Origin of the sequence: Vibrio owensii (assembly GCF_002021755.1) — a bacterium.
GTDB lineage: Bacteria > Pseudomonadota > Gammaproteobacteria > Enterobacterales > Vibrionaceae > Vibrio > Vibrio owensii.
Genome location: NZ_CP019959.1, coordinates 984,657 through 999,402 on the forward strand (window position 1 = coordinate 984,657; position 14,746 = coordinate 999,402).

At 46.6% G+C, this 14,746-nt stretch carries 9 protein-coding genes; 3 read left to right on the forward strand and 6 right to left on the reverse strand.

Annotated elements, in window-relative coordinates:
• Positions 1-80: 80 nt before the first annotated feature.
• From A9237_RS04265 to A9237_RS04290, 6 genes are read right to left on the reverse strand one after another with little or no spacing between them, the layout of a single operon-like run.
• Complete coding sequence (locus A9237_RS04265) at positions 81-3,848, reverse strand: cellulose synthase subunit BcsC-related outer membrane protein (protein ID WP_078607747.1); 3,768 nt, start codon at positions 3,846-3,848, stop codon at positions 81-83.
• Positions 3,839-4,945 (reverse strand): cellulose synthase complex periplasmic endoglucanase BcsZ, encoded by a 1,107-nt coding sequence (gene bcsZ / locus A9237_RS04270; RefSeq protein WP_078607748.1) that lies wholly within the window; start codon positions 4,943-4,945, stop codon positions 3,839-3,841. Before bcsZ ends, A9237_RS04265 begins: the two co-directional genes overlap by 10 nt.
• The gene (gene bcsB / locus A9237_RS04275; protein WP_045479187.1) at positions 4,942-7,233 is read right to left on the reverse strand and encodes a cellulose biosynthesis cyclic di-GMP-binding regulatory protein BcsB; all 2,292 of its coding nucleotides are present in this window, start codon (positions 7,231-7,233) and stop codon (positions 4,942-4,944) included. Before bcsB ends, bcsZ begins: the two co-directional genes overlap by 4 nt.
• On the reverse strand, positions 7,223-9,856 hold the full coding sequence (gene bcsA, locus A9237_RS04280; protein WP_041054747.1) for a UDP-forming cellulose synthase catalytic subunit: 2,634 nt from the start codon (positions 9,854-9,856) through the stop codon (positions 7,223-7,225). Before bcsA ends, bcsB begins: the two co-directional genes overlap by 11 nt.
• A gap of 3 nt (positions 9,857-9,859) precedes the next feature.
• On the reverse strand, positions 9,860-10,633 hold the full coding sequence (gene bcsQ / locus A9237_RS04285) for a cellulose biosynthesis protein BcsQ (RefSeq protein WP_052470666.1): 774 nt from the start codon (positions 10,631-10,633) through the stop codon (positions 9,860-9,862).
• On the reverse strand, positions 10,630-10,827 hold the full coding sequence (locus A9237_RS04290; protein ID WP_039985971.1) for a hypothetical protein: 198 nt from the start codon (positions 10,825-10,827) through the stop codon (positions 10,630-10,632). Before A9237_RS04290 ends, bcsQ begins: the two co-directional genes overlap by 4 nt.
• 478 nt (positions 10,828-11,305) lie before the next feature.
• Between A9237_RS04290 and bcsE the strand changes: the two genes are divergently transcribed.
• From bcsE to bcsG, 3 genes are read left to right on the forward strand one after another with little or no spacing between them, the layout of a single operon-like run.
• Complete coding sequence (bcsE, locus tag A9237_RS04295) at positions 11,306-12,889, forward strand: cellulose biosynthesis protein BcsE (RefSeq protein WP_078607749.1); 1,584 nt, start codon at positions 11,306-11,308, stop codon at positions 12,887-12,889.
• Positions 12,886-13,062, forward strand: a complete 177-nt coding sequence (locus tag A9237_RS27330) for a hypothetical protein (RefSeq protein ID WP_167371678.1) — start codon at positions 12,886-12,888, stop codon at positions 13,060-13,062. Before bcsE ends, A9237_RS27330 begins: the two co-directional genes overlap by 4 nt.
• Positions 13,062-14,681, forward strand: a complete 1,620-nt coding sequence (bcsG, locus tag A9237_RS04300; RefSeq protein WP_078607750.1) for a cellulose biosynthesis protein BcsG — start codon at positions 13,062-13,064, stop codon at positions 14,679-14,681. The genes A9237_RS27330 and bcsG overlap by 1 nt, the downstream gene beginning before the upstream one ends.
• The last annotated feature ends 65 nt before the right edge of the window (positions 14,682-14,746 follow it).

Consider the following 14,746-nt stretch of genomic DNA (forward strand, 5'->3'; position numbering starts at 1 on the left):
CTCAAATAGAAAAGGCCGGAAAACTCCGGCCTTTGTTGTTTCTACCATTCCTAAAATACTCGTCGCGAGAGAGGCTGGTACTAAAAATCACTGTACAGCCTAGGTACCGCAGGTGGGTATTCAATCGGCTGCCAGCGGTCATTGAAGGTGTATTTTCCGTACAGCATGAAATGGTTTGGCGTATAAAACTCTGAACGCTGTAGATCCACCAGCGCACCGATATACCAACGTTTACTCACTCGTTTCTCAACGGCGGCTTGCAGCGAAGCACCAAAACCGCCACCTCGCTCAGAACTATCACCAGAAGATAGATAAGGCGCATCTTCTTCTGTCCATGAATTAGAAATGGATGCACTCAATTGATACGACCATGTGCTGTCGTATCGACCGTAATAGTTGACTGGCAATGACACAGAGAAATAGCTTTGCGGGCTGTAGTAGCCACCATGACCAAGTGTGTATTCACCCAAGTTCTTGTCATAGTCGAGGTACATCAAGTTAGTGCCAATGCTCAGGCGCTGCTCATCCGTTGCGATCAGTTTGTAGTAAGCCCCACCAAGCACACCGAGGCGAGTGTTATCTTCAACGTTTTCACCCGTCAGTGCATGGTATTGCAGGCTGCTCCAAAAACCGTAAGGGCCACCTATATCCCAGCTCGAATTGAGCTTAACGCCTGTTCGAACTACACCACCCCATTTTTTGCCTTGAGGATCACTGGTTCCACTCGGCACTGTCATTCCAGCGTAAGAAAGTGTGCTGCTGGTTTCAGGTCGGCGAGATGCTTCTGCTGTCCATCCGAAATCCCCGAGATCACCATCCACACTGACCCCGCCTACCCAAGTAGTATGGTCAAAACCAATCGGTGTAGTGCCGATATCCACTTGCCAATCTTTGGCTTGCCAACCCACACCCAGTGCCATACCCGATGCATCATTTTGAACCGTTGTTGTGGTTGGGAATTTTTCAGGTTCCTTCTCGTAGTAATCTAGCTCGCCGGAATCGATAGACACGTAATCCGCTCTCAGCAGCAGATGCCCGTCGAGTGATTCAATCGGAATACGTGCTTCGATTGGCACTTGGTTAGATGAGTTACGTCCATCACGGGCACTGTAATCCCAACCAATAAGTACATGACCATCACTGCGGTCATGGAGCGTATCGATGTCCGACTTAACATTGCGCGTTAGCCAGTAGTCATCTGCTGTGTCATACAACTCACGCAAAGTAAGCGTCTCTAGACTTGCTTCATCTGGTTTTTCACTTTTTTCAATTCGATCACTGTTCAGTGCCTGACGTCCGCGCTCTTCCGCTAACGTCCATTGCTGATTGTCCATCGCAATAGACATGCTGTTTCGATACGCCAGAGCGTCAGCGTCCTGTGTATCATCGAGCAAGCGGTTCAGGGTGTTCGCATCATTGCGGTAACCAAGTTGATTGAATACCGAAGCAACCGTCATCAACTGAGCAGCATTCAGCGTGTCACGCTTCTTATTCAAGATCAGATGCAAGTCGTGATAGGTTGCCTCATCTCCACTCTGTGCGCTGGCTTGCAACAACCCCACCTGAGCTTGCGTCTTGAATGGTTCAGGTTTTGATGAGATAAGTTCATACAAAGCCATTGCTTGCTCTGGTTGTTGATTCGCGAGTAACAAATCCGCTTGCGCTAAAGTACGACGTGTTTTGAGTTCATCAAATTGCAGCGCTTCAGATGCACTGACTGCTTGCTGGTCTTTACTCAACGCCAAGCCTTCGTACCATTGGTCGAAATCGTCAAATTGATTCAAGCTCACCATCATACTGCCGTAAGCGAGTTTTTCGTCGGTAGTCCATTTGCTTAAGGGGCGAATACTTTGATAAATACGCTGCGCTTCATCGACCTTTTCAATCTCTACCCAAGCACTCACAAGCCTTGCTAGAGGTTGAACTTGCCCAGCATATTGAGACTCAAGCGACGTCAACATGGTAGTGACAGCCTTCGGTGAGGCCTGATAACGCGCGGGTAAATCTTGTAAATCAGCATTGAGCTTTAAGCGTGTGAGGTTACGCTCCATGGCAGGGGTAACTTCGCGCTTCGGCACACTCTCTAACTCAGAAATCGCCGCATCTACTTTAAAATCTTGAGCAAGATACAAGGCATAAGCGAACTTCATTTCCGGATCAGTGCTGTTCGTCGCCCATTCAGACATCAGTTTGTCGGCACGACGTTTATCCCCCATAGAGCGAACAACATCAGCAATATCCAGTCTCAACCACGGCGATGTTGGTTTTAGCTCAATCAATTCTTCCACTGCAGATTGCATACCTGCTTGGTCATCTTTCGCTATCGCAATGCGCAATCTCGCCAGAATGATCTCAGATTGAATGCCATTGATTTTCTCAGACACCACCTGTTTTTGTGCTGGAGAAAAACGCTGTGCAAGTGAAGCCGCACCCGCCCAATCCTGCTGCTCAATACGAACATCGAGTCGTCCACGTAAGGCAGATCCGTTCAGCGCTTCAAGCTTCAGTGCTTGGATATAGGCTGTATCTGCTGCGGCATAGTTCTTTTGTGCTAAGTAAAGCGCCCCTAAAGAGGTAAAAGCATAAGGCTGTGTTTTATCAGACTGAATGGCTTTACGGTAAAGGCTTTCAGCTTGTTTAAACTGCCCTTTCTCAGCCAGTGCATCACCTTGATCCAAAAAAGCCCAATATTGCGAGGTTTCAATCAAAGTGGCCCATTTAGAAGCACTATCTGGGTCTTTATCTAGCTGCTGTGCACGTTCAAAGTACTCAAGCGCCTTTTGTTGCTGACCTTTACGCAGATAGACCTTGCCCATACCACCCAATATTTCTGGGTCGTTCGGACGCGTCGTCATCGCATATCGCAACTGCTTCTCGGCTTGCAAGGTTTTGTCTTCATCCAGCAGTTTGAGGCCTTTCAATTTAGCAAGATAGGTTGGGTCCTTACGCAGGTCTTGCTCGGTTTCCCAGCGCTTCTTCGCGCCTTGGTTGGCGCGTTGAATCTCAAGATCTGATGGATAGTAACTCGCTAGAATCGCGTATTGTTGAACTACTTGTTCTGAAATCGGCAGTTGATCGAGGGCACGCAGCCAAGATGTCGCTGCGCTGCTGCCAATCACTGGCGCTAAAGCGAGCTTTTTGTAGGTATCCAAAATCCATGGGTCAGCTGGATTCTCTTTGCGGATATGATTCGCCAATGCGAGTTGAAACTGAGGCACACCCGGGTAATCTGCATTTAAGCGCTCTAAACCTTGTTTTACCGCCTGCCAACTTCCATCAAGATTGCTTTGCAGCTGAAGAAACTCTAACTGCAATGCAGCAGAAGGCATGCCGTTTGGAAAAATGACTTTATATGCTTGGATGGCTTCTTCGTAACGGCCAGATTTAGCAAGCAGCTTAGCTCGTTGGTAATCGCCTTTCTTATCTCCTTGAAGAGACATGATGGCAGCCAAGTCTTTGGCTTGTGGAGAATTTGGCGATTGTTTGGTTAAACGCTGAAACGTCTGCTTCGCCAGCTCAGGTTGCTTACGCTTTAAGTACATATTGGCTTGGTAATACAAGCCAATCGGGTTGCCTTCCTCAATCGCAAACAAACGCTCTAACGTACTTTCAACAATGTCGTCGCGTCCTATTGCATCCGCCAGTTTCAGCTGTTCAACCAGCCACTCCACCGAGTTTACCCGAGCAAGAGACGTCGAGAACTGAACCGTTTCAACAGGTTGGTATACCGCGGCTAACTGCGCTTTGCTAAGCGGCTTTGAGCTAAAACTTTGTGCATAAACAGGAGCAATCCCGCTCGCCATCATAGCCAGCGAGATCAACCACGAAGCACGTCTTGCTATTGGCATTGCTCGCTCCATGCAGGCAACAGTTCACCTTGTTTGCCAAAGCGGTAGCGTGCCTGATGCCAGCCTAGGCCAAACAAGCTCAAAACATTGTCGTAGTAGTGATCGTTTCTGTCCGAGATAAGCTCTTGCTGCGCTCGGCTTGCTTGTGCTTTGAGCAGCTCAGACTCACCAGACGCCGCCAACAAAGGCAATGCAGCGGCAGAAAATCCTGCACTGCCAACTTGAGTGTATTCACCCGTTTCTGTATTCACTTCTCGTGGTGGTGCGCCCAGCGATTTAGTCGCTGCAACAAAAGGCTGCATTTGCTGAATCAGCTGAGCTTTTTCTGTGACTTGGTCATCAAGCATACCCGCCCATAAGTAAGTACGAATAGCGTTGTAGCTGCCAATTGGCCCAGTCACCGAATCGGCACTGTACTGGCCTTGGCTGAGCGTTGCCCAATCAGGGCTGAAACCTTTTGGCATGGTTTGCGTTAGCATTTGCGTGCTTACTTTATACATGCCATCCCATGAATACTGCGGATACAGGGCTTCCATTCGGGCAATCAGCTGTAACGGCACATAGCTCGGGTTCACACGGTAGCGATCACCAAACTCAAACCCTGTTGGAGCAGGCAGTAACACGGTGCCCACACCGTCAATAGTTACAGTCTCTTCTCGTAGAATACGACTAGCAAGCAGATGACCAAGCGATTGGTAGTAATAGTTATCCCACAGTCGACCCGCTTCCACTAAAGCGTAAGCAATCCAAAGATCGGAATCCGATGCTGCATTGGTATCTAACACACCAAAACTGCCGTTCGCTTTTCTGCCCCATAACCAAGCTGGCAATCTTGCCGTAAGGTCTCCACCAGCTAAATGCACTTGAGTCCAGTTTAATACTTCGGCAAACGCTTTTTGATCATTGGCAACCAAAGCAAAAAACAGCGCATAGGACTGGCCTTCCGATGTGGTGATTATGCGTTCATCGCTGCCATCCACGACTCGACCTTGTTCGATGTAAACCGACTTAAATGTGTCCCATTGTGGCCAGTCACAGGTGTTTGCCCACAGCTGAGGAGAAGCCAGTAGCATGATAAGTGCAATCAGCTTTTTCATTCCTCTTCCTCCTCAGTTTTCTCTAGACGTTTTGCAGCAACCTGACGCAGAACACGCCAAAGCACAATAGTCACGATCACCATCAATAGCGCAGCAAAGCATGCCACGATGATTGGATGATTTGAGAAGTGGAACCAAACTAATTGCCACACTGGCAGCTCACCCACAAAGTAGTGAGAACCAACGTTATAGCTCGCGACTTCATCGTTTCTTAGCGTCACTACAGAGCCAAACATATGCTCCACTTTGCCCGAATCTGCGAGAGCTTCATCAACCGTAGCAAAATCAGCAGGATGAGCAGCCATGATAGACACTAAACTGCGATTATTTGTGTAAGGTGATTCCATACCATAAATCGCAGCAAAGGAGCCGCCTGCTTCCACTGAAACATAATCAGCTGGCACTTGGTTAGCATCGCTTGGGTTCATCCAGTTCATACCAAGCTGCTGTTCATTCTTGCTCGGTAGACGAATTTGGCGCTCGCCTGCTTCAACCACCAGATTCACTTGGTCTGGGTCATTCGCCGCTTCTTCTAATGAACGCACCACACCAATGCTCAAAATATCTTTGTCTTTTAGCGCTTGTGCATCCCAATTATCGGTCAACAATACTTGGATGCCTGGGTAGCCAGAATCGCCCCCCAAAGAGCCCATCACATTCAAGAAGGTTTGCAGGGCTTCTCTTGGTGCATTTTTGGGCACCACAACAGCGGTTTCAGACAGATCCGCCATGCGTGTGTACGGGAAACCAGACGTTGCAAACGCACGCATGTTTGGCATTTCGATGTAATGCGGGAAGCCGCTAAAGTCGATCGTCGAGTCGCCATCAACCACTGCATATTGCTTGCTTGGTTGAGTCACCTGACACAAGCCATCAGTGACAGAGGCAAAGCCAAATTCAAAATCGATCTGGTTTTTGCTGCCCACTTTGAATGCAGGAATACGTACACGGTCGTCGCTGCTCAGAATGCTGTCATCCAGCAATGGCACACGGACGCGGTTAGAGTCGCCACCTTGGCCAGCAGTGGTCAGGTTAAAGGCTTCGATGAACTGGTCGTTAATGCTCAATGTCAGACGGGAGCCAGAATGGTCTTCCGTCGGCGGTGAGTAACGGTAGTTCAGATCCATTGGAATACCACGGCTCTGCCAAGTAAACAGATCTGGTGGCAAACGTAGGCTCACGCTGATAGGCGGTGGTGTGCGACCTTCTACTTGCAGCATGCTCTTTTGCTCAACCAATTCAGACAACGCAACCGGGCGATCTGTGCTCACCCAGTTTGGCGCATCGTAAGGTACGCGAGGTTTGATTTGCTTCACCTCGTTGATCTTGGCTATTGGGCCGGTAAGAATCTGGTTACCCAATGCCAAGCCACGTACTGCGGTGTTTAGGTCAGCACTATCACGACCAATCACCAGCAATAGCTTCACGTATGGGTCGGTTGGGTGGGTAATCACCTGGACACGCGGGCCATCCGTATCTGGGAAGTCTTTTAGGAATTCAGGTTTGTTGTCGTTGGTGATAAACACCACGGCGTTGCGCTCTGGCAAAGTGTCGAAACTCAGAGGGAACTGCGCACCACGCCAAGCCGCTAAAGAACCGAAGTAGGAACTCAAAACACCCGCGGCTTTCACTTCGTCTAAGTCATATTTATCGCCCATCACAACAGGCAAATTAAGTTGGCTAAAGTCACGAACATCAAAGAAAGGCGCTGGCAGTAAGCTCAAATCGCTTTCTAGCTGCGTTTTTTGCACAAACATTTCGATGCGGCTACTTTGGCTGATCTCGGCCCAAATACTGGAATCATTCGGGTTGGCACAGTCTTTTTGAGTATTGCCAATCAGCTCAAAACGAATTTGGTTGTAGTTACTGAAGTAACGCGTATCCAGCGGCATAGAAAGACTGAGCTTTTTACCCTGCTGGCCATCAACGATAGACGCCACGCCCATCAACTCGTTGTTCAAGTACACTTTGACGTGTGAAACCAAAGCAAGTAACGCTGGCGAAGGCGTAATATCAAAGTACAACGTGGCTTTTGAAACCACCTCATCAAGGCGAGAGCCAAAGCCGACATAAGCGTTCGCTTCACTGCCTTGAATCGCAATTGAGCCGCTGTAGCCCAATTGAGTAAATGGAACGACTCGCTTAAAGACGGTGGCATTTTCCGCGTCTTGTTGCTGAGCTTGAGGTTCCGACAATTGCTGTTTTACTTCTTGTGCCGCGAGACTGCCCGACATACACATCAGAGTGATTGCCGTCGTCAACGCTGTTAGTTTTTTATTATTTAGCATGACTTGTGGTCCTGATTGGGACATAGCGAGGTCGAAGTGACCAAATAAATTCGATACAAAATAAAAGTGCATCCACACTGACCACGACAAATTTCGGGCAGTGTTGTAGCAAGCGCTTGTATCCATTAAAGCCGACTTGTAGAACGGCTTGCATACTCGATAGTGGCTTATCTGCTTGATAGCCTTGTTGCCATTTCGCCCATGTATCTGCTCGTGCAAATGTACATTGGACGTATTGGATTTGTTGTTGATGCGACAATTCATTGAGTTGCATACCGAACATGCCTTTATGAGCATAGGCAACCGTCATCGGGAACACGAATTCTTGTCCACCACGATTCAGAATCACTTCGAGTGACTGACCGAGTAAGTACTGGCAAGTTTGTTCGTCAACGCCATCGATTTCTATGCGGACGCCACCCAATGAAAAGTCTTTCATCTGAGCTTGAATCAAATGCCCAGAGTGCAATCTCACCGCAACAGGAATTGCCACCTCTACGCGGTGATCTTTTCGTACCTGTTTCGCTTCTACCGCAACCGCGACCGCTGCACCTAAGATCAGCAAGTTGTACATCGTCCATACTAAGTTCACGATGACAGTGCCGACCTCATCCTGGGGCCCCCACCCCATTCGATACAGGCCCACGGCAAAACCAAGAATATTCAGTGCTACAAGCACCAAATACGGTCGAGAGATCACCCAGTCGTAATGCGATTTTTCAACTAAGCCCCCTTTCGCCGTTACATTGAATGTCCCTTTATGAGGCGCAAACAAAGCGACGGTGGTTGGTCTTGCGATGTACCAAGCCAGCACGGTTTCATACACTTCCCCCCAGAAGGAGTAACGATAGTCACCCTGCATGCGTGAGTTGGTCATACTGGCGTGGATCATGTGCGGCAAAACGTACAGGATGATCGCCAATGCTGGTGCGTAAATGACGTAAGAGTGCAGCAACAAAAACGCCAAAGGTGCAATCAAAAACACAATACGCGGTATACCGGATAAGAAATGCAACATGGCATTGACGTAACAAAGCCGCTGCGACAACTTCAGCCCTTTACCGGTGAGCGGGTTGTCGACCCTGAAGATCTGCGCCATGCCCCTCGCCCAGCGAATACGTTGCCCTACATGTGCCGATAAGGTTTCTGTCGCTAAACCCGCTGATATCGGCTGCTTAAGGTAAGCAGAGCGATAGCCCAATCGGTGCATGCGCAGTGACGTATGTGCGTCTTCCGTTACGGTTTCAACTGCAATACCACCCACTTCTTCAAGCGGTTCACGGCGCAAAATGGCGCACGATCCACAGAAGAAAGTCGCGTCCCATAAATCGTTACCATCTTGAATTAACCCATAAAACAAGTTGCCTTCGTTAGGCACATTGCGGAAGTTAGATAAGTTACGTTCAAACGGATCCGGGGAGAAGAAGTGGTGCGGAGTTTGAATCAGCGCCAGCTTCGGATCTTTGAGGAACATGCCCATGGTGAGCTGGAAGAATGCTCGAGTTGGAATGTGGTCACAGTCGAAGATCGCCACAAACTCACCACCCGTCTGCTTTAACGCATAGTTGATGTTACCGGCTTTGGCGTGCTCGTTAGTTGGCCTGCGAATGTAGTTAACCCCTACACTCTTTGCGAAGTCACGGAAGCTGTCTCGTTTACCATCATCGAGAATGTGAATTTTCAATTTATCTTTTGGCCAGTCCACACCCATTGAGGCGTACACCGTCGCTTTAACCACATCGAGATCTTCGTTGTAAGTCGGAATCATCAAGTCGATGGTTGGCCAAGTCGATTGATCTTGTGGCATCGAAACCGGCTTACGGTTAAGCGGCCAAATATTCTGGAAGTAACCCAGCATCAACACGATCCAAGAGTAGGTTTCTGCCAAAAGCAAAATACCCCCTAAGATCAGTGCAATAGGATCATCCCAGTTTAAGGTTGATGAGTAACGCCACCAGAGATAACGACATGATGCTGTCACCGAAAGAATGATGAGCAACATGGTCGGAAAGCGCCCCGGCATGCGACGCACCATCATGGCAAGTGCCCACAATAAAAGCACAAATACAGTCTGTGCCTGATAACCGAATGGCACGGTAAAACAGAGCAACGCGAGCAACACCACGAGGAACAGCAATGCATAGTTCAATACCATCGCAGACTTGCTGGCTTTCATGCGTTCACGAACTTCAGGATCTTTAACTTGGTTGGCCGTTTGCTCTAACCAACGAACACTTTTCGCCACCAGTTCAAACGGCAAGTAAAAAGCATTGCGGATTTTCTCAGCAAGATGCATCACGACACCACTGGCTTGATGAGACCAAGCAGACGCCACACTTTGCTTAAAACACAGTAACCAAACGCTCTGGACAACAAATCGAATCGGGTCAAACAAGCGAGGAGCGGCATAGTTAACTTGTGGGAAATAGACCAGAGGCAGCTTCCAAGAGGGAACACCAGAAATCACAGGTTTTAGGAAAACAAAGCTCAATGAAAACCAAACAGAAAGCACAATGTTGCCCAACCAATTGGTTTTGCACTCCCAAGCTTGCTCATACGCCTGCTTGTGCGACTGAAATTGATCGACTATCCAGCTTTGGAAGATAAGGTTGAGACTACGCATGCATTAGCCCTGAGAAGTTGCAGCAGCAAGCGTAGAAACGCACCAAAATGCCAAAGACTGGTAATCTTTCGCTGCTTGGCTCGTCGGAGAGTAATGCTGTACGGTCGTCAAGTTGGCGGCGCATTCAGCCAATGCCGTATCACGATGCATGAGAACAGGCACTAACGACGCTTGCAGTTCCTTCTTAAACACCAGCATGAAATCTCGACCAATCTCAGTCTCAGGCTGATATTGATTAAGAATGTAACGCAGCTTACCAGACTCGATTAGGTTGCTGATTTGAGAGGAGTGTCTAAGCGCCGTTTGTAACGCTGCGTAGTTCATTGCATCAGCGTTAATAACCACAAACACCATGTCCATCGACTCAACAAACGCGTTCATTTCTGGAGTCATGAGGTAAGACATATCACCGTGGAACAACTGCCATTGCTCTGCATCTGTGACTTGCAAGGTTGAACGACCAAGCGCTTGAAGGAATTGATAAGATTGAGCGAACTGCCCCTTTTGATCGGCATCCAATTCGCCAAATGGCAACAACAGAGCGCCTTGCGGGCTTTGATACCCGGCCTCTACCCAAGCATCGCCAGACAACACACGTGCAGCCCACCCGTCTCGCTCTTCATAAGGAAGACCAAGGTGAAGGCGTAACAGATTCTCAGGCACTGCGTCGATCGCAAGAACCTGCTTGTTAATTTTGACTAAAGCTTGAGCCAAGTTTGCGGTTACCGTGGTTGCTCCACACCCGCCCCTCAGGCTAACAAAAAGAAGGCGCTTCATATCGCTTCCGTTTCAAGACCTGCTTGTTTGTTTTTGATCCCAGTTCCACTGTCTTTGGTCGGTTGAGATTGAAAAACCAACCATTTACTTTTCACATTGAGATACGACTCGTTTTCTGTCGTCTCAACATATTGATGCTGAGTTAAGTCATATGAAGAGTAGATCGAATTAATGTCTTTTGCTGGCTCTGTCACGACATCTTTCCACGTTATCCACGCATCTGATAAAGCGCTAAGACACTCCTATCTTGCTTAAATTTTTATCAAATACGATGCTGAAAATTTGACGCACCTAACCCGTGCATCACATATTTATAGAATGAGAAAAAATGTGAACAACCTAAGTCATTGATCACATGATTATTAAATTCCTAAATGATGTTTGGCTTCAGAAACTGAGATTATGAAGATGAGTTGTAATTATCCGTTTACGACATATAAGCCAAAATTATAGTCAAACTATAAACATATTAGTTTGCAAATGCATAATTTTAAACTTATAAACATCAAGGCAGATAATGCTATATCTAATTTTATTTTTGATCAATTTCGTTTAATATCTTTGCGTCATTTTATTGTCACATTGGCACTTTTTTCTGTAACGTTTTACATACAGCGACAGCTTAAAGACAAAGAAAGATGAACATAACCAACTGATTAAAAGGCTATTTTGATGTCATTAATAAACGGTCTATCCGCAATTACCAGTGAACGAGAAAATCGATCTGTATACGTCAATTTATTTTCTCACAAACACATGACAATTGATTTCTTAATTAGTGCATCAAGCCAAAATTACAACACTTCACTTACAAGTTTCACCAATAAAGAAACTTTCCTTTCCGGTCTAAACCGCGAAGCATCACAAAAATTCAATGACTTATCTGATAGTTATCTTGATAAGATCTACTTCATAAGTAATAAAAGTCAAAAAAAGAAGTTAGACCCAATTAATCTTGCTAAAGACATTCACAAAATAAATATTAGTAAGAACTCTAACTATATTTTGTTTATTCCCGACTCGATTTTATCTCACTGCAGCGACAAAGATGTAGGCATATTTCTAAGAACAATAAATGAATTCGCCCATAAAAAATCGCTCATTATCAATATATGTATCTATGGTCATTTGGCGACATCGATACTTAAGCCTAAGTTGTTGACGAATAATCAATACCTTGCTGGTTTGGCGACGATGAGCGCACTAGATGAAACACGATACAGTTACTTTGTCGACTTTTGGTCCAGCAAACATGGGGTGAAATCAGAAGAGGAATACATCCTATCTTTTGATAAGAACGGTCACTTGCTCGCGACACCATATGAAAAGTTGCAAACGAACGAAATTACAGAAGACAAAGCCGATAGCGAACGACTTTACATTACGAAAGAAGCCTTGGGTGACAGCACAAAAGTGCCAAGAGGAATGCACCTAGCAGAAAATAACCAACAGCTATTGGAGATGTTAGACAGCCCTAGAGCCTCAACCATTGTATTCAACTGTTCAAGCCAGAGCGAAGTGCAACAGTTGGCATTGGATTGCTACCGACTGCGCACAAAAGCGGGCAGACAACTCAAGCTCGTGATCAGAGAAACACACCAATGTTTACGATATGCGGATGAAAAATTTTTGCTTCGTGCTGGTGTAAATCTGATTTCACCAGTGCAAGTTCCTCAGATGCGCTTTATGACTCAGGTGGAAGCTATACAAGGACAAATGCTGACACGTGCATTGCCTCAAAGCTTAGAGGCCTTACTAAAGTACGACGTTAAATTTGGCAGCAAAGGCTACCTGCATAACAGAGACTTCAGTCAATACTGTACGGATGTGATCGCCAGTTCGAGCCGTTCTAATGTCAACTTTGCTCTGATTAAGTTGAATTTGCTGCCAGGAATGAGCCCTGAAGAATGCCTTCGTCTGTGCCACATCCGACGAGATGGTGATGTCGTCACCGCGTGTAACAAAGCACTGTATGTTTTGTTCAGTGCTATCCGTCATAACGACATTGATGTTGCACTCAACAATATTTTCGAGTTTCCACCTCGGGATTTGTTTCACTCAACGCGCACCTTCGATACCCATTACGACATCGAAGCTGAACTAAAATACATCCTAGAGGATGAAGTCAGCATCTCCGAGGAGGTATCAAGCTTGACCACGGAGAAACAGATTTTCGCGGTAACGAAAAAGCCTATGATCGAGGTACCTGCTTTGTTCGCAGTTAAAAAAGCCATCAACATTAAGGAGCAGGAATGAACATTGATGACTTTATGCTCACCGTAGGCATTAGCCTTTGCATAGGATTAGTCCTTGGCTATTTTCTGCGTGATGCAGTAAGCGCGATAAAGCGGCTCTACGATAGGTACTTAAAACGCGCGCAGTACTTTGAACAAGATCTTTCTGTAAACAAAAACAAGAAGCTTAAGTGATGACTTCACACTCTAAACAGCCCGCTCAGTTCACAATTGGATTGGGTTGGTGGAACATTTATTTTATTGCCAAAGTTGCCCTCTTCCTCCAAGGGATCATCGATTTCCATCCGCTAGAAAACTTTGCGCTCTTGCTCTTTATTCTGTTACCTGTGTCAGTAAGAGCATTGAATGTCCTGCGGCATGTTATCGCAGTGATCATCGCTGCATGGCTACTGCATTATGACTCTTTCTTACCTCCGTTAGAGCGATTATGGGCTCAGGCGGGTCAGTTGATGCAGTTTGAGTTTAGCTATCTTGTCGAACTCATGGGACGTTTCATCTCTGTGCAAGCATTGCTTGGGTTGTTTGCTTTGTGTGCAGCGTATTTCATTCTGAGTAAGTTTTTACGCGTTTCTGTATTCGTTGTCATCGCGATGATTTACGTCAGCATTCCAAAAACACCACAGAGTTCAGTCACCGTTGAGACAACTCAGCCTGCGCCACCAGCAACTACGGAAGTGGCGGAAACGACACAGCCTCAAGTCACAGAAATCAACGATGAGTCGCTCAACAGCATGACAGCAGATTTCTTCGCGAAAGAAGCATCACGACGTGTCTCGTTCAGCCCTAATAGTGCACAAGATGCTCCGTTTGATTTGCTGTTCTTGAGCATCTGTTCCGTCGCTTGGGATGACATTGAGATTGCTGGTATGGCTGATCACCCGTTGTTCAAAGAGTTTGATGTCATGTTTGATAACTTCAGCGCGGCGACATCCTACAGCGGGCCTGCCGTTGTTAGACTGCTGAGAGCGAGCTGTGGTCAACAAGAACACAGTAAATTGTTCGAGCCTGCTCCAAAGCAATGTTACTTGTTCGATAACCTGAAAGATCTCGGCTTCAAAGAAAATCTGTTGATGAACCACAACGGTGTGTTCGATAGCTTCTTAGAACTGATCAAAAAAGATGGCGATCTCAAAACGAACCTGATGTCTCAAGAAGGATTCAAGCCTTATCAAAAATCATTCGATGGCTCTTCTATCTTCCGTGACAAACAGGTGCTTGATGACTGGTGGCAACAACGAATCAAAAGCGATGATGAGAAAGTAGTTGCGTTGTATAACACCATTTCATTGCATGATGGTAACCGCATCATCAATGCCAATTCGACAACGTCTATGGTGAGTTACAAGAAACGTCTAAAGAACCTTCTTGATGATCTTTATTCGTTCTTCCAAGAGCTTAAAGCCTCTAAACGAAATATCGTTGTTGCTTTAGTGCCAGAACATGGCGCCGGTATGCGAGGAGATAGAATGCAGATTTCAGGCATGCGTGAGATTCCGGCACCAACGATCGTTCACACTCCTGTCGGAATTAAAGTCTTCGGCGAAGGTATCCAACGCCAAGGCGATACTAAGCACGTAAAAGCGCCATCAAGCTATTTAGCGCTATCGCAATTGGTATCGAATATTCTTGAGCAAAACATTTATGAGAAGAAATCCTTTAGTCCGGATGAGTTAGCAGGAAACCTACCAGAAACACAAGTGGTCGCGCAGAACTCTGGCTCAACGGTGATTGAAGTAAATGGTAAGTACTACGTCTCGTTAGATGGCTCAAGTTGGATTGAATATCCTAAGTAAAAGCTCGACGTAGAGTAACAATCTGAAATTAAAGTGAATAAAGGCTGGGAGTTTCCGGCCTTTAT